This window comes from Marinobacter sp., assembly GCF_041690615.1.
Taxonomy (GTDB): Bacteria; Pseudomonadota; Gammaproteobacteria; order Pseudomonadales; family Oleiphilaceae; genus Marinobacter.
The window spans coordinates 77321-100288 of sequence record NZ_JAWLGY010000006.1 but is presented as its reverse complement, the minus strand read 5'-3'; the positions used below and the strand labels follow the sequence as shown (position 1 = coordinate 100288).

General features: G+C 62.4%; 18 protein-coding genes and 1 tRNA gene. 4 read left to right on the top strand and 15 right to left on the bottom strand.

All coding sequences use genetic code 11. The features are described from left to right. Positions 1–8 precede the first annotated feature (8 nt). The 9 genes from nuoI to ACESMZ_RS06500 form a co-directional block, all read right to left on the bottom strand. Positions 9–578, bottom strand: coding sequence for an NADH-quinone oxidoreductase subunit NuoI (gene nuoI / locus ACESMZ_RS06540; RefSeq protein ID WP_372958509.1), 570 nt, complete (start codon positions 576–578; stop codon positions 9–11). 8 nt (positions 579–586) lie between these two features. Then, the gene (gene nuoH / locus ACESMZ_RS06535) at positions 587–1564 is read right to left on the bottom strand and encodes an NADH-quinone oxidoreductase subunit NuoH (protein WP_372958510.1); all 978 of its coding nucleotides are present in this window, start codon (positions 1562–1564) and stop codon (positions 587–589) included. After that, a complete protein-coding gene (nuoG, locus tag ACESMZ_RS06530; RefSeq protein WP_372972376.1) occupies positions 1561–4287 on the bottom strand; it encodes an NADH-quinone oxidoreductase subunit NuoG in 2727 nt (908 codons plus the stop codon). Before nuoG ends, nuoH begins: the two co-directional genes overlap by 4 nt. Positions 4288–4325: 38 nt before the next feature. Further along, the gene (gene nuoF, locus ACESMZ_RS06525; RefSeq protein WP_372958512.1) at positions 4326–5693 is read right to left on the bottom strand and encodes an NADH-quinone oxidoreductase subunit NuoF; all 1368 of its coding nucleotides are present in this window, start codon (positions 5691–5693) and stop codon (positions 4326–4328) included. Continuing rightward, a complete protein-coding gene (gene nuoE, locus ACESMZ_RS06520) occupies positions 5690–6202 on the bottom strand; it encodes an NADH-quinone oxidoreductase subunit NuoE (RefSeq protein WP_372958513.1) in 513 nt (170 codons plus the stop codon). The genes nuoF and nuoE overlap by 4 nt, the downstream gene beginning before the upstream one ends. Positions 6203–6204: 2 nt before the next feature. Continuing rightward, complete coding sequence (nuoC, locus tag ACESMZ_RS06515) at positions 6205–7971, bottom strand: NADH-quinone oxidoreductase subunit C/D (RefSeq protein ID WP_372972375.1); 1767 nt, start codon at positions 7969–7971, stop codon at positions 6205–6207. Between the two features lie 39 nt (positions 7972–8010). After that, entirely contained in the window at positions 8011–8688 is a 678-nt protein-coding gene (locus ACESMZ_RS06510; RefSeq protein ID WP_372972374.1) for a NuoB/complex I 20 kDa subunit family protein, read from the bottom strand. A gap of 70 nt (positions 8689–8758) precedes the next feature. After that, positions 8759–9166, bottom strand: coding sequence for an NADH-quinone oxidoreductase subunit A (gene ndhC / locus ACESMZ_RS06505; protein ID WP_372958516.1), 408 nt, complete (start codon positions 9164–9166; stop codon positions 8759–8761). A gap of 453 nt (positions 9167–9619) precedes the next feature. Beyond that, complete coding sequence (locus ACESMZ_RS06500; RefSeq protein WP_372958523.1) at positions 9620–11362, bottom strand: ABC transporter transmembrane domain-containing protein; 1743 nt, start codon at positions 11360–11362, stop codon at positions 9620–9622. Between the two features lie 271 nt (positions 11363–11633). On the opposite strand from ACESMZ_RS06500, the gene ACESMZ_RS06495 reads away from it, so the two are divergent. Further along, entirely contained in the window at positions 11634–13451 is a 1818-nt protein-coding gene (locus tag ACESMZ_RS06495) for an ABCB family ABC transporter ATP-binding protein/permease (protein ID WP_372958517.1), read from the top strand. A gap of 6 nt (positions 13452–13457) precedes the next feature. On the opposite strand, the gene ACESMZ_RS06490 is transcribed toward ACESMZ_RS06495, so the two are convergent. After that, the gene (locus tag ACESMZ_RS06490) at positions 13458–14888 is read right to left on the bottom strand and encodes an NAD-dependent succinate-semialdehyde dehydrogenase (protein WP_372958518.1); all 1431 of its coding nucleotides are present in this window, start codon (positions 14886–14888) and stop codon (positions 13458–13460) included. A 91-nt stretch (positions 14889–14979) separates the two neighbouring features. Here ACESMZ_RS06490 and ACESMZ_RS06485 point away from each other — a divergent pair, with 91 nt between their 5' ends. After that, entirely contained in the window at positions 14980–15414 is a 435-nt protein-coding gene (locus ACESMZ_RS06485; RefSeq protein ID WP_372958519.1) for a MaoC family dehydratase, read from the top strand. Here the strand turns inward: ACESMZ_RS06485 and ACESMZ_RS06480 are convergent. Continuing rightward, positions 15405–16691 carry a diguanylate cyclase gene (locus tag ACESMZ_RS06480; protein WP_372958520.1) on the bottom strand — a complete coding sequence of 429 codons (1287 nt, stop codon included), beginning with the start codon at positions 16689–16691 and terminating at the stop codon, positions 15405–15407. The genes ACESMZ_RS06485 and ACESMZ_RS06480 overlap by 10 nt on opposite strands. A 341-nt stretch (positions 16692–17032) precedes the next feature. Between ACESMZ_RS06480 and ACESMZ_RS06475 the strand changes: the two genes are divergently transcribed. Continuing rightward, complete coding sequence (locus ACESMZ_RS06475) at positions 17033–17473, top strand: GNAT family N-acetyltransferase (protein WP_372972373.1); 441 nt, start codon at positions 17033–17035, stop codon at positions 17471–17473. A gap of 51 nt (positions 17474–17524) precedes the next feature. After that, a complete protein-coding gene (locus ACESMZ_RS06470; RefSeq protein WP_372958522.1) occupies positions 17525–18115 on the top strand; it encodes a GNAT family N-acetyltransferase in 591 nt (196 codons plus the stop codon). Between the two features lie 11 nt (positions 18116–18126). Here ACESMZ_RS06470 and ACESMZ_RS06465 read toward each other — a convergent pair. The 4 genes from ACESMZ_RS06465 to ACESMZ_RS06450 all read right to left on the bottom strand — a co-directional run bounded on the left by ACESMZ_RS06465 (position 18127) and on the right by ACESMZ_RS06450 (position 22959). Continuing rightward, positions 18127–18203 (bottom strand) — tRNA-Pro (locus ACESMZ_RS06465). An 89-nt stretch (positions 18204–18292) separates the two neighbouring features. After that, the gene (gene glyS, locus ACESMZ_RS06460; protein WP_372972372.1) at positions 18293–20371 is read right to left on the bottom strand and encodes a glycine--tRNA ligase subunit beta; all 2079 of its coding nucleotides are present in this window, start codon (positions 20369–20371) and stop codon (positions 18293–18295) included. 2 nt (positions 20372–20373) lie between these two features. Further along, entirely contained in the window at positions 20374–21378 is a 1005-nt protein-coding gene (gene glyQ, locus ACESMZ_RS06455) for a glycine--tRNA ligase subunit alpha (RefSeq protein WP_372957950.1), read from the bottom strand. A gap of 132 nt (positions 21379–21510) precedes the next feature. Further along, complete coding sequence (locus ACESMZ_RS06450) at positions 21511–22959, bottom strand: TrkH family potassium uptake protein (protein ID WP_372957896.1); 1449 nt, start codon at positions 22957–22959, stop codon at positions 21511–21513. Positions 22960–22968 lie beyond the last annotated feature (9 nt).

Here is a 22968-nt window from a genome sequence, read left to right as displayed (position 1 = left end):
GGCTCCTTCTATGGCAGCAGTGAACGAACATCTTCCGGTGCCTCCTCGTTTTTCGCCTCGCCCTTGTCCTTGCCACCGATAGCCAGGCCGGCCACTTTGTAGAAATGGTAGTCGTGGTCCTTGCCAGGTCCGTTGATCAGCAGGTCTTCCTTTTCGTACACCAACTGCTGGCGGTCGTATTCCCCCATCTCGAAATCCGGTGTCAGCTGGATGGCGGAGGTGGGGCAGGCCTCCTCGCACATGCCGCAGAAGATGCAGCGGGAGAAGTTGATGCGGAAGAATTCCGGGTACCAGCGACCGTCGTCCTGTTCCCCCTTCTGTAGTGAGATGCAGTCCACCGGGCAGGCCACCGCGCACAGGTTGCAGGCCACGCAGCGCTCCTCGCCGTCCGGGTCCCGGGTCAGCACGATGCGGCCCCGGTAGCGGGGTGGCAGATAGACCTGTTGTTCCGGGTAATTGACGGTCTCCCGCTTGCGGAAGCTGTGCATGAACACCATGCCCAGGGTACGCAGCTGGGACCAGGTGGCAGGCACCAGCCAGAGTACGGAACGGATGACCGGGACCTTTTGCTTTTCCATAAGGCCTCCTATCCATCCACCAGGAGCATCACCGCCCCGGTGGCCAGTAAGTTGATCAGGGTCAGCGGCAGGCAGACTTTCCAGCCGAAGCTCATCACCCGGTCATACCGGGGTCGGGGCAGTGACGCCCGCACCAGGATGAACAACATCAGGAAGAAGCCGGTCTTTATCGCGAACCAGAGAACCGGCGGCAGCCAGGGCCCGTGCCACCCGCCGAAGAAAAGGGTGACGATCAGTGCGGACACCAACACCATGCCCACGTATTCGCCAATGAAAAACATGCCGAACTTCATGCCGGAGTATTCAATATGGTAGCCGTCCGCCAGCTCCTGCTCCGCCTCGGGCTGGTCGAAGGGGTGGCGGTGGGTGACGGCGATGCCTGCCAGCAGGAACGTGGCAAAGCCAAAGAACTGGGGGATCAGGAACCACAGGCCCTCCTGGGCCGCGACGATCTCCCGCATGTTGAACGAGCCGGCCATGGCCACCACCCCCATCAGTGACAGCCCCATGAACACCTCATAGGACAGGGTCTGGGCTGAAGCCCGCAGGGCCCCCAGCAGGGCGTACTTGTTGCCGCTGGCCCAGCCGCCGAGTAACACGGCATAGACGTTGATGCCAGCCATGGCGAGGAAGAACAGCAGGCCGATGTGCATGTCCGCCACACCCCAGCCGGGGGTGACGGGAATGATCACGAACGACAGCAGCAGCGAGGCGAAGGCGATGATTGGCGCCAGTACGAACAGTGGCTTGTCCGCAAAGGGTGGAATCCAGTCTTCCTTGAAGAAGATCTTCAGCATGTCGGCGATGAGCTGCCCCGTACCGAAAGGGCCCACCCGGTTGGGGCCGTAGCGATCCTGCCAGAGGCCCAGCAGCCGACGCTCCACCACGGTCAGGGCCGCCCCCAGCAGCACTGCACCCAGCAGGATCACCAGGGCCTGGAACATAGCCCACAGGATGGCGGCCAGTTCGGGGGTCCACCAGCTCATCTGTCACCCTCCGTTGCCTTGACCAGCGCGAGTGCTTCGCCTTGGGCCAGGCCGGCCACCAAACCGGCGGGCAGACCGGCCCAGCCGGCGGGCCAGTCGCCCCGCTCGTGAAGGGTTACCGCCGGACCATTGGCCACTGTTACCGTGTCATCGTGGTTAAGGTCCAGTGCCTCGGCATCCCTGTGGCTCAGGATCACTACCGGTGGCGCCATGCGTTGCCGTATGGGTTCGGCACGGGCGGAGGTTTCCTCACCACCGAACAGTTGTGGCAATAACAGTGCCTTCAGCCGCCCGTCCACTGGTTCATCCGGGGCCGGCGGTATTGCAGTGCTGTAGGACCGGTGCCCCGGCTGGCGTCGTATCACACGGACCCCGGGATCGCCGCCGCTAAGGTGGCCGCCGATTTCGTCGGTGAACTTGTTCCACGCCTGGGGGGAGTTCCAGCCCGGGGCCCAGGCGAAGGGCACCTGCTGGCGGGGCTGGTCAGATCCGCTGTAACCCTCCATGGAAAACGCAAACGGGGTGTCCGGGTCCTGCAGGGGGCGTGGTTCGCTGACAGCGAGGTTGGCCCGCATGGCGGTGCGGCCACTGTAGCGGTGAGGTTCCCGGGCCAGGCGCAGGCCCTCGATGCGGTAACCGGACCCCGGGGCGGCCTCGACAATACCGGCCAGGGCCGGGCAGGCCTCGCTGCAGGCCCGGGTGACGGCATCCAGGTTGATGTCGGTGACCGCCTCGCCCCGCAGGCCTGCGGCCAGGGCGTGCAACCAGCGCCAGCTTTCATGGATGCGCGCTTCCGGACGCATGTAGGCCGGATCGAACACCTGGAAGAAGCGCTGGGCCCGGCCTTCCAGGTTGACCAGGGTGCCATCGCCTTCGGCGAAGCTGGCGGCTGGCAGGGTGAAATCCCCCTGTTCCGCGGTGGCGGTGGATTGGTGATCCATCACCACCCTTATATCCGCCCGTGCCAGAGCCTGGTCCACGGGTTCCGCCGGTAATCGTTGATAGAGATCGTTCTCCAGAACCACCACGGCGTCGGCACGGCCGCCGCAGAGTTCTTCCAGGGCCCAGTCGAGCGGGTGCCCGCCCATCAGCGAGAGCCCGGTACTGTTGGCTTCCCGGCGAACCAGCACCAGCCCGCCCTGCTTCGCTCGCCGGGCCAGGGCCTGGGCAATATTGCCCGCAGCCTGCAATACGGCTTCGGAGGCGAGGCTGCCACCGCTGATGATCAGGGGGCGTTCAGCGGCCATCAGGTCGCCCGCAATCCGTTGGGCGGTTTCGCGGGTAGTCTGGTCCAGTTGGTCCACCGCCGGGGCAGACGGGTCGATGAGATGGGCCACCGCGAAGCCCAGCCGGGCAATATCATCCGGTGCCAGGGAATAACGCCCGGCAGCCACCTGGTCCAGGTCGGTGCTGGCGGGCCAGGCGATGTGCAGGGGGTGGTAGATATCCTGGCCCAGGGTCTTCAGGGCCTCGGCGTTCCAGGCCGGTACACCGATCTTCTCGCCCATGGCCTCGCGCCGGGACAGCGCTGCCTGGCGCAGGTTCAGTCCCAGGCGGCCGGCGCTCTGCACCGGGTCTTCCCCCAGTACCAGCATGGCGTCATGGTCCTCGATCTGCCGGGGCGTCGGGGTGGGCAGGCCGGAGGTACGCTGGAGTTCGTTCATCAGGTCGAGGCAGGCCTGTTCCCGGGCTTCGATACCGGTGGAGAAGTTATCGGTGCCCACCAGTTCCCTTAACTGGTGATTACTCTCCAGGCTGGCCCGGGGTGAGCCGATGCCGATAATGCGGCGAGCATGGCGGAGGGCATCGGTGATGCGGTTCAGGGCTGTGTCCACTTCCAGTGTTACCGGCGGCTGCCCGGACCCATCCCGCCACTGGGGAACCAGAGGGCGGTCGTTACGGTTCACGTAGCCGTAGCCGAAACGACCGCGGTCACAGAGGAAGTAACCATTCACTTCGCCGTGGTAGCGGTTCTCGATGCGGCGGATGGTGCCATAGCGTTCCCCGGGACTGATGTTGCAGCCGAGGGAGCACTGGTGGCAGATGCCCGGCGCAAACTGCAGGTCCCACTTGCGGGTGTAGTGATCGGAATGGCTCTGGTCAGTGAAGACGCCGGTGGGGCAGACCTCAGTCAGGTTACCCGCGAACGGACTTTCCAGGGTGCCATCCTCGTAGCGCCCGAAGTAGATATTGTCCCTGGCGCCGAAGGCGCCCAGGTCAGTGCCGCCGGCGTAGTCGTTGTAGAAGCGCACACAACGATAACAGGTGATGCAGCGGTTCATCTCGTGGGCGATGAACGGCCCCAGGTACTGGTTGCGGCGGGTGCGTTTGCGGTAGCGGTAACGGCGCCGGTCATGGCCGGTCATCACCGTCATGTCCTGCAGGTGGCAGTGGCCGCCCTCCTCGCACACCGGGCAGTCGTGGGGGTGGTTAATCATCAGCCATTCCACCACGCTGGCGCGGAAGGCCTTCGCTTCCTCATCGTCGATGGCGATGCGGGTCTGGTCCGCCGCCGGGGCCATGCAGGACATCACCAGCATGCCCTTGTCGTCGTCCGCGTCCTTGTACTGACGCACCGCGCACTGGCGGCAGGCCCCCACGCTGCCCATGGCCGGGTGCCAGCAGAAATAGGGGATGTCCAGGCCCAGGGACAGGCAGGCCTGGAGCAAGTTCTGGGCCCCGTTCACCTCGTATTGCGTTCCGTCCACATGAATGATGGCCATGGTTCAGTCCCGTTTGCCTGTGTTCGCGCCGGTGCCGCTCATACCTGCCCCACCGGGATCGGATCTGCGTGGGCTTTACCTCTGGGCCGGCCTACACCCTGTTCGAATTCGTGCCGGAAATGCCTGAGGGCAGTCTCCAGAGGCATGGCCGCACCGGGGGCATGGGCGCAGAAGGTCAGCCCCGGTCCGCAGTCGGCTGCCAGTTTGTCCAGCAGCTCGATATCGCCAGGCTCCCCCTGCCCTTGCTCCAGTGACTGCAGCAGCTTGACCACCCATGGCAGGCCGTCGCGGCAGGGCGTGCACCAGCCACAGGATTCCCGGGCAAAGAATTGCTCCAGGTTGCGCATCAGCGCCACCATACTCATGTCCTGCGGTACCACCGTGAGCAGGCCGGTGCCCAGGCGGCTGCCCTCCTTCCCCACGGTGTCAAAATCCAGTGGCAGTTCCAGGTGTTCCGGCAGCAGGAAACCGGTGCTGGCGCCGCCGGGAAGCCAGGCCTTGAGCTGGCGGTTACCCCGCAGGCCCCCGGCCCGTTCGAGGATCTCGGCGCCGGTAGTTCCCATGGGCAGCTCCCAGAGGCCGGGGTTTTCCACCGGACCGGAACAGCCATAGAGCTTGCTGCCGCCATCGTCGGTGCGGTCACCGGACAGGCCCTGGTACCAGTCGGCGCCGTTAAGGATTACCCCCGGCACGTTGCAAAGGGTTTCCACGTTGTTGACCACCGAGGGCTTGCCCCAGGCCCCGGACTGGCCCGGGAAAGGTGGCTTGGCCCGGGGATTGGCGCGCTTGCCCTCCAGGGAGTTGATCAGCGCAGTTTCCTCACCGCAGATGTAGCGCCCTGCTCCGGTGTGTACGGCAATGTCGAAGTCGAACCCGCTGCCGTTGATGTCCGCCCCCAGCCAGCCAGCTTCCCGGGCCTCCTCAATGGCCCGGTTCAGTACCCGGGCCGACTCCACGTATTCACCCCGCAGAAAGATGTACCCGTAACGGCTGTTGTTGGCGTAGGCCCCCAGGATCATCCCCTCGATCAGTAGATGGGGCAGCTGCTCCATCAGCAGGCGGTCCTTGAAGGTGCCCGGTTCCATTTCGTCGGCATTGCAGATCAGGTACCCCCGGGGCATATCGCCCCCCTGCAGGGTCAGGCTCCACTTGAGGCCGGCGGAGAAGCCGGCGCCGCCCCGGCCGCGGACATTGGCTTCTTTCATGGTGGCGATGATGGCCTTGGGATCTCCCTCCGAGAGCGCCTTGCGCACGGACTGGTAGCCGTCCTTGCGCAGGTACTGGTCGAGCCAGACCGCCTCGCCGTCGTCCCGCAGCCGCCAGGTCAGCGGATGGGTGTCGGCACGGCGCTCCGCCTCCGGCTGCAGCAGGCGGCTGCGGTATTGCACAGACTGACGCTGGCTCATGGGTAACCCTCCAGCAGGCCGGGCAGGTCGTCCGGTGCCACCGGCCCGTAAGTGTCGTCATCGACCATCAGTGCCGGCGCGCCATCACACGCCCCCAGACAGCAAACCGGCAGCAGGGTGAAGCGGCTGTCGTTGGTGGTCTCGCCATAATCGATGCCCAGCTGATCCACCAGGGCCTGTTTGAGTTCGTCAAAGCCGGTGAGAAAGCAGGAGCTGCTGTCGCACACCAGGATCACATGGCGCCCTACCGGCTGTCGGAAGATCAGGCTGTAAAAGGTGGCCACGCCCTCCACCGCACCGGGGCCGATGCCGAGCACCCGCGCAACCGCCGGGATCGCCTCATCCGGTACCCAGCCGTGGCGGCGCTGGACAATCTTGAGGGCCTCGATGCAGGCAGCCTGGGGCTGCTCGTAGTGTTCCAGCTCCCTCAGGATGGCGGTCTCGTCCGCCGGGTGCAGCTCGAAGCCGTCGCTGCCGATAATCTGTGATGTGGCTACAGGCTCTGCCATGGTTAGCGGTCCACGTCTGCCATTACAAAATCAATGCTGCCCAGATGGGCGATCAGGTCCGGCACGAAGCCGCCCCGCATTACCGCCGGTATCTGCTGCAGGTGTGGAAAACTCGGCGTGCGGATGCGGGTGCGGTAGCTCATGGTGTTGCCGTCACTGGTCAGGTAGTAACTGTTGATGCCCTTGGTGGCCTCCACCATTTGCAGGGATTCGTTGGGCTTGAGCACCGGCCCCCAGGACACCTGCAGGAAGTGGGTGATCAGGGTCTCGATGTGTTGCAGCATGCGTTCCCGGGGCGGAGGCGTGGTGAGTGGATGGTCCGCCTTGTAGTCGCCGGCGGGCATATGGTCCACACACTGCTGGATGATGCGCAGGCTCTGGCGCATCTCGTCGATGCGTAGCTGGCCCCGGTCGAACACATCGCCGTTCTGGGCCAGAGGCACCTCGAAGTCGAAATGCTCGTAGCCGGAATAGGGCCGCTGCTTGCGCAGGTCGAAGTTGCAGCCGGTGGCTCGCAGGTTGGGGCCGGTGACGCCCCACTCCAGGGCCTCGGCGGTGTTGAAGGCGGCCACATGGCGGGTACGTTCCCGCACCAGGGCGTTTTCCATCATCGCCTTTTCGTACTCCCGCAGCCGGGACGGCATCCAGTCCAGGAAGCCCTGCACCAGTTTTTCCCAGCCCCGGGGCAGGTCCTGGGCGACACCGCCGATGCGGTACCAGGCCGGGTGCATGCGAAAGCCGGTGATCCCCTCGATCACCTCGTAACCCCGCTGGCGGTCGCTGAAGGTGTAGAACACCGGTGACATGGCCCCCAGGTCCTGAAGGTAGGTGCCCAGGAACAGCAGGTGGCTGGTGATGCGGAACATCTCCGCCATCATCACCCGGATGGTTTTCACCCGGTCCGGTACTTCTATGCCAGCGAGTTTTTCCACCGCCAGTACATAGGGCAGGTTGTTCATCACCCCACCGGTGTAGTCGATGCGGTCGGTGTAGGGGATGAAACTGTGCCAGGATTGGCGCTCGGCCATCTTCTCGGCGCCCCGGTGGTGGTAGCCGATATCCGGCACGCAGTCGACGATCTCCTCACCGTCCAGCTGCAACACAATGCGGAAGGCGCCGTGGGCCGAAGGGTGATTGGGGCCCAGATTGAGGAACATGAACTCGGCGCCGTCCCGTTCCCGCTGCATGCCCCAGGCTCCCGGGTCAAAGCGCATGGCCTCCTGTTCCTCCTCCTGACCTTCCACAGTGAGGGTGTAGGGGTCGAACTCCGTGGCCCGGGCGGGGTAGTCCTTGCGCAGGGGGTGGCCGGTCCAGGTGGGTGGCATGAGGATACGTGCCAGGTGCGGATGGCCCTCCACATGGATACCGAACATGTCCCAGATTTCCCGCTCGTACCAGCTGGCGTTGGCGAACACGCCGGTCACCGTGGGCACCCGCAGGTCCGCCTCGTCCAGGGCCACCTTGAGCATCAGGTCCTCGTTCCGCTCCACCGAGAGCAGGTGGTAGAACACGGTGAAGTCGGACGCCGGCAGGCCCTCCCGGTGGCTGCGCAGCCGCTCGTCCACCGCCGCCAGGTCATAGAGCATGGTGAACGGCGCCGGCACCCGTTTCAGATGGGCAAGGATGTCCACCAGGCTCTCCCGGCGTACCCAGAACACCGGCATACCGGTGAGGGTCGGCTGCACGTGCAGCACATCCTCCCGGAACTGGTCCAGCAGGTGGCCGTGATCGGCCTTAGCCTGCGGGTTGTCGACAGTGCCTGCGGTCATGGTGCTGATCGATTCCTGTGGTCGTTGGTCTGCAATGGATCAGAGCTCGTCCGGTGTTCTCAACTCAGTGGCCTGGATGCGCTGGTCCCGCCACTTCTCTCTTTGGGATGGCATCTCAGCCCGGTAGACCCCCTGGTCGCCTACGACCCAGGACAATGGCCGGCGCTCCTCCTGGATGGAATCCTGCAAAAGCTGCAGCCCCTGCAGGAACGCCTCCGGCCTGGGCGGACAGCCGGGCACATAGACATCCACCGGCAGAAACTTGTCGACGCCCTGAACCACCGAATAGATGTCGTACATGCCGCCGGAGTTGGCGCAGGAACCCATGGAAATTACCCACTTGGGTTCCAGCATCTGGTCGTAGAGCTGCTGGATGACCGGCGCCATCTTGATAAAACAGGTGCCGGCAATAACCATGAAGTCCGCCTGCCGGGGTGAGGCCCGGATGACTTCGGAGCCGAAGCGGGCAATATCGTGGGGCGCGGTAAAGGCGGTGGTCATCTCCACATAGCAGCAGGACAACCCGAAGTTGTAGGGCCACAGGGAGTTCTTGCGGCCCCAATTGACCGCGTTGTTAAGCACCTCGCTGAGCTTGCCGGTGAACACATTGCGCTCAAGCTGGCGCTTGACCGGGTCTTCCGCCGGTTCGCGGTGCCCGGTGGGATAGCGACGATCGCCGCCGGGATGTTCCTCCGCCCGGGTCAGGGTGTAGGCCATGAATGCCTCCATAGGCACCCCGCGCGGCGGTTCGTCGACCTCCGTGGGGTGCGTCCGGTGATACGTTGGTTCAGTCAGCCCGCTTGTGGCCGGGAGTCTCTGGCGCCCAGTCCAGGGCGCCGGTGCGGCTGTCGTAGAGCAGGCCCGCGAGCAGTATGAAGATGAATACCGCTGCGCCCCAGAAGCCGGTCCAGCCCACGTCCGGGATCACAATGGCCCAGGCAAACAGGAACACGGCTTCGATATCGAAGATCACGAACAGCATCGCGACCAGGTAAAACTTGACTGAAAACCGCTGGCGGGCATCGCCGGTGCCAACGATGCCGGATTCGAATGGCAGATTCTTGCTGACGCCCTGGCTACGCCCACCGAGCAGGCTTGAGGCGCCCACCATAAAGGCGCACAGGCCCAGGGTGGCGACAATAAAAAAGCCCGTGGCCCAGTACCGGGCCAGCAAATCAGTAACCGTGTCCGCCATGTGCTCCCCGTGACCGCGGTGGCGGTCGTTGAGATTAACGGTGGCGCTCTGGTTGCTTCCTGAGCGTTTAAATTCGGTGTCTGTTGATTAAAAAGCTAGCAACGGGTTGGGGAATGGGCAAACCTGTTGGTGGGTTATTCGTTGATTTGAATCATTGGATTCGTGGTTTTTGCTGGCCGTTCTGGGCTTGTAGCCTGCGAGTTTCCCGGTGGAATGAGTCTGGGGGGAGGCCTTCCGGAACGAAAAACTTACGTTTTCCTGACTGTTCCGGAAGGCCTCCCCCCAGACCCATTCTTTCGGACTTTGGTGGGATCGCTTTGCGGGAACAGGGCCTGGTTTTTGGTGGGACTGGCACCGAAGTTTGCAGTGGGGTGTCGGGGGAGGGGGTTCAGAACAGTCAGGAAAACGTAAGTTTTTCGTTCTGAACCCCCTCCCCCGACACCCCACTACCCCTCAAGTCGACGTCTCAGGCGAATCACGAAACTGGAGGGCTGCCAGCCGGGCATACAGGCTGTTACGCCCAACCAGTTCGTCATGCCGCCCCGCATCCAGAAGCTGACCCTGATCCATCACCAGGATACGGTCCGCGTGACGAACCGTCGCCAGCCGGTGGGCGATCACCAGCGTGGTGCGACCGGCCATCAGTTCCGGCATGGCCCGCTGCACCAGATATTCACTCTCTGCATCCAGGGCACTGGTGGCTTCATCCAGCAACAGGATGGGCGCGTCTGCCAGCAGCGCCCGGGCTATGGCCAGGCGTTGTTTCTGACCGCCGGATAAGCCCAGACCGACGTCACCCAGCTTTGTCTCATAGCCTGCCGGAAGTCGTTCGATAAACTCGTGGGCATGGGCCGTGCGGGCGGCAGTGATGACTTCATCCAGGCTTGCTTCGGGTCGTGCGTAGCGGATGTTGTCGGCGATGGTGCCGTGGAACAGGGCCGGCGTTTGGGGTACCAGGGCGAAGCAGCGACGCAGGTCCGCTGGCGTGAGTTGGCGGGAATCGAAGCCGTCGATCAGGATCTGTCCTTCTTGTGGATCATAGAAACGCAGCAGCAGATCAAACAGCGTGGATTTACCGGCTCCGGATGGACCGACAAGGGCAACGGTCTCACCGGCCTGAATGGTGACGGACAGCTCCTGAATCACGGTCACATCGGGGCGGGCGGGGTAGCCAAAGCTCACGTTGCGGAACTCGATCTCACCGTGCACAGGTTCGGCCAGCGTTCGTGAGCCGGTAGCTTCAGGGTCGATTTCCGTCTGTGTCTGTAATAGCTCGAAGATGCGGGCAGCGGCGCCGGCGGCCCGTTGCAGTTCGCCGATTACCTCGCTGAGAGCCCCGGCGGAGACACCCACCAGCAGGCTATAGAATACGAATGCTGCCAGCTCCCCGGGGGTGATGCGCCCGGCGATCACGTCCAGGCCGCCGATCCAGATCACGATACCGACGGCGCCCATCACCAGGGTGATGGCGATGGTCATCAGCCAGGCCCGCTGGCGGATACGGTCCCGGGCAATGGCGAAGGCGTTTTCCGCCACCGCGGCGAAGCGCTCCCGGTCTACCGGCTGGTGGTTGAAGGCCTGCACGGTCTTGATCTGGGCCAGGTTCTCGCCCACATAACTGCCCACATCCGCCACCCGATCCTGGCTCAGGCGGGACAGTTTGCGCACCCGCCGGCCGTAAAACAGGATAGGCACGATCACCACCGGAAAGCCGAAGATGATCACACTTGCCAGCTTGGGGTTGGTGATGAACAGCAGGATGATGCCGCCAAACAGCATCAGCAGGTTGCGCAGAGCGATGGACACGGTGGAGCCAATGACGGACTGCAACACTGTGGTATCGGCGGTAAACCGGGACTGGATTTCCAGGCTGCGGTTCTGCTCGTAGAAGCCCGGGTGCAGGTCGATCAGGTGGTTGAAGACCTGCTTTCGGATGTCGGCCACGACCCGCTCGCCAATCCAGGACACCAGGTAGAAGCGGGTGAACGATCCCACGGCCAGTCCCAGTACCAGCAGGAAAAACAACCCGACAGATCGGGCCAGCATTTCGGGTGACTGGGTCGCCAGGCCCTGGTCCACCAGGATGCGCAGTCCCTGGCCCAGGGACAGGGTGATGCCGGCGGTGATCACCAGTGCGGTCATGGCGCCGGCGACGGCCTTGCGGTAGGGCAGGATGAAGTCCCGGGCCAGGGCCAGGGCGCTTCTGTGTTGGCGTATTATGGCTTTGGCTCCTGTCCGGGTTTTGGTTTGTTCAGCCTGTTGGTTTGGGGGTGGAACGGTCCCGGGGAAGGCTTTTCGGAACGAAAAACTTGTGTTTTTCTGACTGTTCCGGAAAGCCTTCCCCGGGACCGTCCTACTGGACTGCTGTGCGATCGCTTTGGTGTCTGAGGTGTGGGATCCAGGTCGTAACCCGCTATTCTACGGTCTATGATGCCCGATTGATCCACCCTCTGACCGGAACTGACCCTTGCGAGCCTACGCCGACAGCGACTACCCCGCCAACCACAAGCCGGACTGGAAAATCATCGCCGGGCTCTGGCCCTATCTGGCAGAGTACCGGGGCCGGGTGGTGCTGTCAGTGATTCTGCTGGTGATGGCGAAGCTGGCGACCGTGGCTACGCCGGTAGCGCTCAAGTACATCGTCGACTACCTGGATACTACCAGTTCAGAGCAGATCCTTTTGTGGATTCCGGTGATGCTGGTGGTGGCCTATGGCCTGTTACGGTTTGGCAGTACCCTGTTCAGTGAGCTGCGGGATGCGGTGTTTGCCCGGGTGGCAGAGCGCGCCATGCGGCGGGTGTCGCTGCGGGTGTTCCGCCACCTGCACCAGCTGGCCCTGGGCTTTCACCTGGATCGCAAGACCGGCGGCCTGGCCCGTGACATTGAGCGGGGCACTAACGGTATCAGCTTCCTGCTGCGCTTCACCCTGTTCAATATTATCCCCACCATCCTCGAAATCCTGATGGTATCTGCCATCCTGCTGTGGGCGTTCAGCCCCGGCTATGTGCTGGCCATCCTGGTGGCGGTGGTGGTCTATGTGGTGTTCTCCATTCGCGTTACGGAATGGCGCACCCGCTTTGTGCGGGAAGCCAATGCCCGGGATAACCAGTCCAATTCCCGCGCCGTGGACAGTCTGCTCAACTACGAGACGGTGAAGTACTTCAATAACGAGGAATTCGAGGCCCGGCGCTACGATGAAGACCTGCAGGAATGGGAACGGGCACGGCTCAACAACCGCCTGTCGCTGGCGGCCCTGAATACCGGACAGGCCCTGATCATCGGCGTGGCGCTGATTGTGATCATGGCAATGGCGGTACAGGAGGTGGCCAGTGGCGCCATTACCTTGGGGGATTTCACGATGATCAACGCCTACCTGATCCAGTTGTTCATTCCCCTGAACGCCCTGGGCTTTGTCTATCGGGAAATTCGCCAGGCCCTGGTGAACGTGGAGCGCCTGTTTGGGCTTCTGGGTGAGCCTGCGGCGGTTACCGATGCCCCGGATGCTGGCCAGCTCAGCACGGCAGGTGGTTCGGTGCGATTTGAGTCGGTGAGATTCGGGTACCAGCCGGACCGCACCATTCTCCATGATGTGAGCTTTGAGATCCCTGCGGGTCACAAGGTGGCGGTAGTGGGTGCCAGCGGGGCCGGCAAGTCCACCCTGGCTCGGCTTCTGTTCCGGTTTTTTGATGTGGATGGCGGGCGTATCGCCATCGACGGCCAGGATATCCGCACCGTCACCCAGGACAGCCTTCGCTCCGCCATTGGTGTGGTGCCCCAGGACACGGTGCTGTTCAATGACACCCTGTACCAGAACCTGGCCTATGGTCGGCCGGGTGCCAGTGAGGAAGAGGTGCGGCGGGCCGCGAAACTGGCCCACCTGGATCACTTCATCGAAACCTTGCCCCAGGGCTATCAAACCCGGGTGGGTGAGCGGGGTCTGAAGCTGTCCGGGGGCGAGAAGCAGCGGGTCGCCATTGCCCGGGTATTCCTCAAGAACCCGCCAATCCTGATCCTGGACGAGGCCACGTCATCCCTGGACTCGGTATCGGAACAGGTGATCCTGGAAGCCCTGCGGGAGGTTAGCGAACAGCGTACCACCCTGGTCATCGCCCACCGTCTGTCGACCGTGCGGGATGCCGATACCATTCTGGTGATGGACGGAGGCAGGATTGTGGAGCGGGGCACCCACCGGGAGCTGCTCACTGCCGGCGGGCGCTACGCGGACCTGTGGCTGCGCCAGCAGGAGGATGGCGAGGCCGAGGCCTCACCGAAACGACCTGACTGACTGGGTTCAGGCCCCGGCCACGGCGATACCGCCGAGCTTGGTTTCCAGGTATTCCTGGATGCCTTCCTGGGCGCCTTCCCGACCCAGACCGCTCTCCTTCATGCCGCCGAAGGGCGCCGCCGCGCTGGTGGGGTTGATGTCGTTGATGCCGATAATGCCGAAGTCCAGCCCTTCAAAGACCCGCATGCATCGGGACAGGTTCTCTGAATAGATATAGGCGGCCAGGCCGTAGCGGGTGTCGTTGGCCATGGCGAGGGCTTCGTCCTCGGTATCGAAGGGAATCACCGCCGCCACCGGGCCGAAGGTTTCCTCCCGGTAGATCAGCATTTCCGGGGTGACGTCGGCCAGCAGCGTGGGTGCGTAGAAGTGACCGCCGGCCAGTTCCGGGGTCTGCAGGCGTTCACCACCGTTGAGCACCCGGGCACCCTTGGCTACGGCGTCCTTCACCTGGTTATCCACTTTGCGCACTGCGACATCGTTGATCAGTGGCCCGATGCGAACGCCCTCTTCCATGCCGTTGCCAGCCTTCATGGTGCCGATGCGTTTGCTCAGCTCTTCCAGGAACGGGCCCATCACCTCCCGTTGCACCAGGATCCGGTTGGGGCTGATGCAGGCCTGGCCGGTATTGAGGAACTTGACCAGCGACAGGCCCTTGGCGGCATGGACCGGGTCTGCATCCGCAAACACCAGCGCCGGGGCGTGGCCGCCCAGTTCCATGGACACCCGCTTCATATGCCGGGCCGCCCGCTCGTTCAGCAACTTGCCTACAGCGGTGGAACCGGTGAAAGTGAGTTTTCGTACCCGTGGATCTTCACAAAGCGCTGTACCCACGGGCACCGGGTCCTTCTTGGTGATCAGGTTAACCACGCCCTTGGGGAAGCCCGCCTGCTCGAAAATGCGGAACATGGCCATGGCACACAGGGGTGTGCTCTCGGCCGGCTTTAGCACCACGGTGCAGCCCGCCGCCAGGGCCGGGCCCACCTTGCGGGTGATCATGGAAATGGGGTAGTTCCAGGGGGTAATGGCGCCGACCACGCCCACCGGTTGCTGCTGCACCCAGAAGCGCTGGTCCGGGCGGGCGGAAGGGATGCTCTGACCGTAGAGGCGCTTGGCTTCTTCAGCAAACCACAGCAGGAAGTCGGCACCGTATTGGACTTCGTTCAGGGAGGCTTTCAGGGGTTTGCCCTGCTCCCGGGTCATCAGTTCCGCCAGTTCCCGTTTCTGTTCCATCATTAGCTGCCAGGCCCGGTACAGCAGGGCTGAGCGCTCGTAGGCGGTGGTCCGGCGCCAGCTGAAGAAGGCTTCGTGGGCTGCACCGATGGCATCGTCAATCTGCGCGGCGCTGGCATCAGGCACCTGGCCGATAACTTCGCCATTGGCGGGGTTGGTGACGTCAAAGGTATGGTCGGTATCGACCCAGGTGCCGTTTATATACATACTTCGCTACCGTGTTGTTATGGATTGGGGGAGTTTCTGTAAACATCCTATTTATCCCCTCAAAGATCAACCGTACCAATGGAGCAAGGCCATGAATGACCTCCACGGCTATTACCTGGAAGACCTGGAAGTGGGCATGAGCGCCAGCTATGCCAAGACCATCACTGAAGCGGATGTGGTGCTGTTTGCCGGCATAACCGGTGACGATAACCCGGTGCATATGAACGCCGAGTTCGCCGCGGAAACGGCGTTTGGCCAGCGTATTGTGCATGGCATGTTCAATGCCGGCCTGATCTCGACGGTACTGGGTACGCGCCTGCCCGGCCCTGGCGCTATCTACGTCGACCAGCAATTACGGTTCAAGGCACCGGTGCATATTGGCGATACCGTCACCGCCACCGCTACGGTCGAAGAGATCGATGAACGCCGTCGCCGGGTCAAACTGAAAACCGTGTGCACGGTGAAGGGCAAGGTAGTGGCTGACGGTTTCGCCACCAACATGGTGGATCGTCGCCCTCAGGACTGATCGGAAACAACAATGCGGTTACGGCCTTCGCGCTTGGCCTGGTAGAGTCGCTGGTCACAACGGGACAGCAGCTCGCGTATGGAGCAGAGTCCATCCTCCCAGGTCACCACGCCGCCACTCATGGTCACGGTGAAAGTTTCGCCATCTTCGTTGCGGAAGTCTTCCCTTTCGGTGGCTTCCCGAAGGGCTTCTGCAACCCGGTGTGCATCCTGGTCAGTGGTGTTGGGTAACAGGATCAGGAATTCCTCGCCGCCAGTACGGGCCACCACATCCGTCCGCCGGACCCTTGCCGACAGTACACCGGCAAACTGGATCAGTACCTGGTCACCGACCAGGTGGCCCCAGGAGTCGTTGATCTGCTTGAAGTGGTCCACATCCAGGGCAATGACGGAAAACACTTCGCGGTAGCGTTCGGCCCGGGCGATCTGATCTTCCAGGGTTCGCAGCATATGGCGTCGGTTGTACAGGCCGGTCAGCTCGTCAGTTATGGATAGCCGCTCCAGCTCAAGTTCCAGCTGCTTGCGTTCGGTGATGTCCATCACCATCCCGTGCCAGATGACACGCCCGACCTCATCTTTCTCGGGCTCGGCCACCCCTTCCATCCACCGTATTTCACCGGCCAACTCCACCCGATACTGGCAGCGCCATTCCTCAAGGGTTCGGGCAGACTCGTCAATGGAGGAATGGACCCGGCCAATATCTTCCTCAACGATGATGTCGAAGATGGCGCCTGGATTCTGCATCGATATTTCCGGAGGAATCCCGTAGAAATCGATGCTTTTTCGGCTGATATAGGTGAACCGGAATTCGCCATCCGGCTCCATCACAAAGGTGTAGATGACCCCGGGCAGGGACTCCGCCAGCCGCTGCAGCCAATGCTGGGTTTCCCGTTCTTCGGAAACGTCCAGGTGAGTGCCGCAGACCCAGTTGATGGCCAGTTCGGTGTCTGGCAGACGACGTCCGCGGGTATGGATCCATCGCCAGTGCCCCAGCTTGTGCCGCAGCCGGACGACACAGTCGAAGTAGGGGCTGTCACCTCGAAGGTGGCGGGACATCAGGGTTTTTGCCCGCTCCCGGTCGCTGGGATGGCTGAGGGACTGCCAGAGCTCGTAGGTCATTGGCATCAGCTCTTCCGGCTGATATCCGAGCATCTCGGCCCAACGCTGATTGATCACCACCTCGCCGGTATCAAGGTTCCACTCCCAGGTACCGGCACGGGTCCCGTCGAGAATTGCCTGTAGCCTGGCTTCTGGTGACAGTTGGGGTGCTTGGTCCATGAGGTTGTCCGGTCTGATCGGTGTGTGCCCTCTCTGTTCCGGGATCATAGCGGGGGCTGCTGTTGAATAACAGAAGAAGCTCCCGTATGGCCGCGTTTCGCAGCCGGTTTGGCGGCCCCGATCCGGCGACGCTGGCAACTCGGGCCATACGCCTGCGGAACAGATCACAGATTAACCAAATGAGGCGATGTCTCGAATTATTATTTGATGCAAGCTTGATGCTTCTTTGTTACATCAGTCTAGTACATATACAGATTTAACGTAGCTCTTGCGCCCGGCAATGTGCCATCCTTTACCTTTCCCAACGGCAAAGGGCCTATAGAATCATGGAAGCCATCCGGGTGAGTTTTGTAACCGCCGACGACAAGCCGGAATGGCGCCCCTTGTTTGACGGCTATGCCGAGTTCTATAAAACCCCTGTCACTGATGAGATCGCCGACCAGGTATGGGACTGGCTGCTGGATCCGGATCATGTGCTTGAGGGGCTGATCGCCCGGGACCCGGATGGCAAGGCCCTGGGCATCGCCCATGTCCGTGCCTGCCCCCGATCGCTGGCTGGCGGTTATATCGGCTTTCTCGATGATATGTTCGTGGTGCCTGAAGCGAGGGGGACCGGCGTCGCCGATGCCCTCTTTTCCCACCTGAAAACACTGTCGCAGGAGCGCGGTTGGTCTGCCCTGCGCTGGATAACCCAGCACTTCAATGAGCGAGGCCGAGGTTTCTATGACCGCTACACCGGTGGCCCCAGCGACTTTATCGTGTACCAGTTGAAGAGTGAATAAACGGTACTGCCTGCCATAAATCCTGGGTAAGGCAACAGAGGAAGTTCAGGAATGACGTTTATTATTCAACAACCGGTTCTGGAAGGACGCCACGTCAGGCTTGAGCCGCTTTCGGAAGACCATGTGGATGGTCTGTTTGACATCGGCCAGGAACAGGATGACTGGGCCTATCTGCCGACGGCTGCTTTCTCCAGTCGGGAGGAGGCCACGAAATGGGTGCAACAAGCCCTTGAACTTGCGCGCAGGGAGCTGCACTACCCCTACGTTCTGGTGGAGCCGGCATCCGACACCCTGATGGGCAGCACCCGCTACCTGAATGTCCGTCACCGGGACCATGCCCTGGAGATTGGCTACACCTGGCTGGGGCGTGACTATCAGCGCACGGCGGTCAATACCGAAGCCAAGTACCTTCTGTTGAGCCACGCCTTCGAAACCCTCGGGGCGTACCGGGTGGAACTCAAGACGGACGCCCGCAACCAGCGCTCACAGAAGGCCATCGAGCGGATCGGGGCACAAAGGGAAGGCGTACTTCGCCGGCATATGGTGGTTCAGGATGGCTACGTGCGGGATTCAGTGATGTTCAGTATCACGGATCTGGACTGGCCGGACGTCAAGAAAGGACTGCTGGGAAAACTGGGATAACGGGAAAGGAATGGTCGGCGTGGCAGGATTCGAACCTGCGACCCCTTCGTCCCGAACGAAGTGCGCTACCAAGCTGCGCCACACGCCGAATTACGGCCGGTATTATACGTAAATCAGGCCGCTTTACCAGCCCCCGGACGGGGAATTTCCGGGGACTGGTAAAGCGGGTTTCGCCTGTCAGGCTCCGGGCAGGACCGAAATGTCCGCTACCCGCAGGAACAGGTTGCGCAGGCGGTTCAGCAGGGCCAGGCGATTGTTGCGCACGGCCTCGTCGTCTGCCATCACCATCACTTCGTCAAAGAAGGCATCTACCGGCGCCCGCAGACTGGCCAGGGAGCTCAGGGCCGTGGCGTAGTCGCCCTGGTCGAACAGTGGCACCACTTTTTCCGCCTGCGCGCTGACCTGCTCTGACAGGGCAATTTCTGCCTTGTCCTGAAGCAGCGCGTTATCCACATGCTCACCGATAGAGTCACCGCCCTGCTTGGTTAGGATGTTGGATACCCGCTTGTTGGCTGCGGCCAGGGCCTCGGCCTCCGGCAGCTTGCGGAAGGCATCCACCGCCTTCACCCGGCGGTCGAAGTCCAGGGGACGCGTCGGACGACGGGCGTGAACCGCCAGGTAGACCTCGGCGCTGATGCCCTGCTCGTCGTAGTGAGCCCGGAAACGCTCCAGCATGTAGTCCACGACGGTGCTGGCGGTGTTTTCCTCGGTCAGCTGGCTGAAGTTCTGCTCGGCCCACTCGCAAAGTTTCTGCAGGTCCAGGGGCAGCTCCCGCTCGATGATGATGCGCAGCACACCCAGGGATGCCCGGCGCAACCCGAAGGGATCACGGGTGCCGGAAGGTGGCTGGTTGATGCCGAACAGGCCTACCAGGGAATCAATCCGGTCGGCGATGGCCACGGCACAGCCGGTCAGGGTGGACGGCAGGTCGTCACCGGCAAAGCGGGGCATGTACTGCTCGTTCAGCGCCTTGGCCACATCTTCATGCTCACCATCATTGGCCGCGTAGTACTGGCCCATGATGCCCTGCAGGTCGGTAAACTCCAGCACCATCTCGGTAACCAGATCAGTCTTGCCCAGCATGGCGGCACGTTCGGCCAGGGCCGGGTCACTGTTGATGGCTTCGGCAATCCTGCCGGCCAGGGCCGCGACACGCACCGATTTGTCGTGGATACTGCCCAGCTTCTCCTGGAATACGATCGGCTTGAGCTGGTCGATACGGTCTTCAAGCCGGGTCTTGCGATCGGTCTCATAGAAGAACGCGGCGTCAGACAGGCGTGGGCGGATAACCTTTTCATTGCCGGCAATGACCTGGCTTGGGTCCTTGCTCTCCAGGTTGGCAAGGGTGATGAAGACCGGCAGCATCTTCCCGTCGCGGTCCACCACGTGGAAGTACTTCTGGTGCTCCTTCATGGAGGAGATCAGCGCCTCGGCGGGTACTTCCAGGAAACGCTCCTCAAACCGCCCCAGCAGGGGTACCGGCCACTCGTTGAGGGCGGTGACCTCGTCCAGCAGGTCGTCGTCGATCACGGCCTTGCCGGCCACTTCTTTCTCGGCGATCTCGGCCACACCCTGACGGATGACTTCCCGGCGTTCGCCGAAGTCCGCGATCACGTAGCCTTCCTGCTTGAGAACGATCTCGTAATCGTTGGGGGTGGGTACGATCAGCGAGCGCGGACAGTGGAAGCGGTGGCCACGGGTGGTGTTGCCCGGCTCCAGTCCCATGATGGGAGCGTCGATTACGGTATTACCGTACATGAAGACCAGCCAGTGGACGGGCCGTACAAATTCTGTGCGATGGGCACCCCAGCGCATCCGCTTGGGAATGGGCAGGCCGGCCAGGGCCTGCTCCACCAGTTGTGGCAGCAGCTCAACGGTGGGTTTGCCCTGCTCTACCGTGCGGTAGACCACCCAGGCGCCCTTGTCGGTTTCCAGGGTATCCAGCTGCTCCGGGGTAACCCCCAGGGAGCTGGCAAACCCGTTGAGGGCCTTGGTAGGGTTGCCATCGTCATCAAACGCAGCCTTGATCGCCGGGCCACGCTTTTCCACCGGCTTGTCCGGCTGGGCGTCTTCCAGCTTGCGCACCCTCACAGCCAGGCGACGGGGAGCGGCGAAGGCTTCGACCTTGTCAAAAGCGATGCCGGCCTCTTCCAGGCCCCCACGGATGCCCTCGGCAAATGCATCAGACAGGGGTTTGAGGGCCTTGGGAGGGAGTTCCTCGGTGCCCAGCTCGACCAGAAAATCCTGAGTAGCCATGATTACGCGTTCCCCCTGTTTGCCTTCTGAGCGGCCTTCTTGCCTTTCTTGCCCTTGCCGGCAGTCTCTTCAGCCGCCAGCACTTCCTTGCGCAATGCTTCCGGCGCCAGTGGGAAGCCCAGGGCCTTGCGGCTGTCAAAGTAGGCCTGCGCTACGGCCCGCGCCAGGGTGCGTACCCGCAGGATGAAGCGCTGCCGCTCGGTGACGGAGATGGCGTGCCGGGCGTCCAGCAGGTTGAAGGTATGGGACGCCTTGAGCACCTGCTCGTAGGCCGGCAGGGCCAGGCCCGCATCGATCAGGCGGGCACTTTCACGCTCGTGGACATCAAAGCTGTGGAACAGGAATTCGGTGTCGGCGTGCTCGAAGTTGTAGGTGGACATCTCCACTTCCTGCTGGTGGAACACGTCGCCATAGGTGACCACACCGTCGGGGCCCTCGGTCCACACCAGGTCGTACACGCTGTCCACGCCCTGCAGGTACATGGCGATGCGCTCAAGACCGTAGGTCAGTTCGCCGGTGACCGGATAGCATTCCAGGCCACCCACCTGCTGGAAGTAGGTGAACTGGGTCACCTCCATGCCGTTCAGCCAGATTTCCCAGCCCAGGCCCCAGGCCCCCAGGGTGGGGGATTCCCAGTTGTCTTCCACAAAGCGGATGTCGTGCACCAGCGGGTCCAGCCCCAGCGCCCGCAATGAGTCCAGGTACAGCTCCTGGATGTTGTCGGGGGACGGTTTGAGCACGACCTGGAACTGGTAATAATGTTGCAGGCGGTTGGGGTTCTCGCCGTAACGGCCGTCAGTGGGGCGGCGGCTGGGCTGCACGTAGGCCGCATTCCAGGTTTCCGGGCCGATGGAGCGCAGGAAGGTGGCAGGGTGGAAGGTGCCGGCCCCCACTTCCATGTCCAGCGGCTGGAGAACCACGCAGCCGTGCTGCGCCCAGAAATTCTGCAGTGCCAGGATCAGACCCTGGAAGGTCTTCAGATCCGGTTTTGACGGTTGTGATGCCATGGTTGTCACGACGTTTGCCTGCTGTTCGGTCTGAGTGTTGCGGGGAGGCTGGAAGACAGGAACACGGCGCCGGCCCGCATCGAAAGGCCGGTATTATACGCGTCAAGGCCGGGTATTTCTAAGACTGTGACGTTATCTTCGCCAGAATGCCGGGGTCAGCAGCACCAGCAGGGTGAAAACCTCCAGCCGGCCCAGCAGCATGGCGAAGCACAGCACCCACTTGGCGATGTCGTTGATGTTGCCGTAATGGTAGGCCACCTCACCCAGACCCGGGCCCAGGTTATTCATGGCGGATGCGACAGCGGTCCAGGCGGTGACCTGATCCAGGCCGGTGGCCAGCAGGATGATCAGCATGGCCACGAACATGAACATGTACACCGAGAAGAATCCCCACACCGCCTGTAGCACCCGGTCAGACACCGGGCGGTTGCCCAGTTTCACTGGAATGACGGCATTGGGGTGGAGAAGGCGTTTCACTTCCCGGGAGCCCTGGCGGTAGATCAGCAGGACCCGCATAACCTTCATGCCGCCGCCGGTGGAGCCTGCGCAGCCGCCCATAAAGGCGAGCACGAACAGCATGAATGGCAGCATCAGTGGCCACTGGCTGAAGTCGGCGGCGCCGAACCCGGTGGTGGTGGCGATGGAGACCACCTCGAAAATGCCTTTAGTGACCGCCTTGCCGGGGTCCAGGGTGGCGGTATAGATCAGTACCAGCACAGTAATCACACTGACCGTTGCCAGGATGCTGAAGTAGAAGCGGAACTCTGAATCCTGCCAGTACGCTTTCAGGCTACGCTGGCGGAAGGCCATGAAATGCAGCGCGAAGTTGGCACCGGCAATCACCATGAAGACCACGGCAATCATCTCGATCAGGGCGCTGTCGAAATAGCCAATGCTGGCATCGTGGGTAGAAAAGCCCCCGATAGCGATGGTGGAAAAGCTGTGACCGATGGCATCAAACCAGCTCATGCCCGCGGCCCAGTAGGCCAGGGCACACAGCACCGTCAGGGCCACGTAGATGTACCAGAGTGCCTTGGCGGTCTCCCCGATGCGAGGGGTCAGTTTGTTGTCTTTCACCGGCCCCGGCACCTCGGCCCGGTACAGCTGCATACCACCGATACCCAGCATGGGCAGTATGGCTACCGCCAGCACGATGATCCCCATGCCGCCGAGCCATTGCAGCTGCTGCCGATACCAGAGCATGGACTCGGGCAGGGAGTCGATGCCGGTGATCACTGTGGCGCCAGTGGTGGTCAGTCCGGATACCGCTTCGAACAGGGAGTCCACATAGGTATAGGGCGCGTTGTTACTGAGGTAGAAGGGTATGGAGCCGGCCACGCTCAGCACCACCCAGAACAGGGTGGTAATCAGGAAGCCGTCGCGCACCCGCAGGTCACCTGCCACCTTGCGGAAGGGCAGCCACACCACCAGGCCGCCGAACATGACCATCAGCAGGCCGTTACTGAAACGTTGCCACTGGCCGTCATCGTAAAGCAGGGAAATGCCCAGGGGCGGCAGCATGGTGAGGCTGAACAGCATCATCAGCAGGCCAAGTACCTTGGCGATCACCGGCAGGCGCATTCTAGAGTC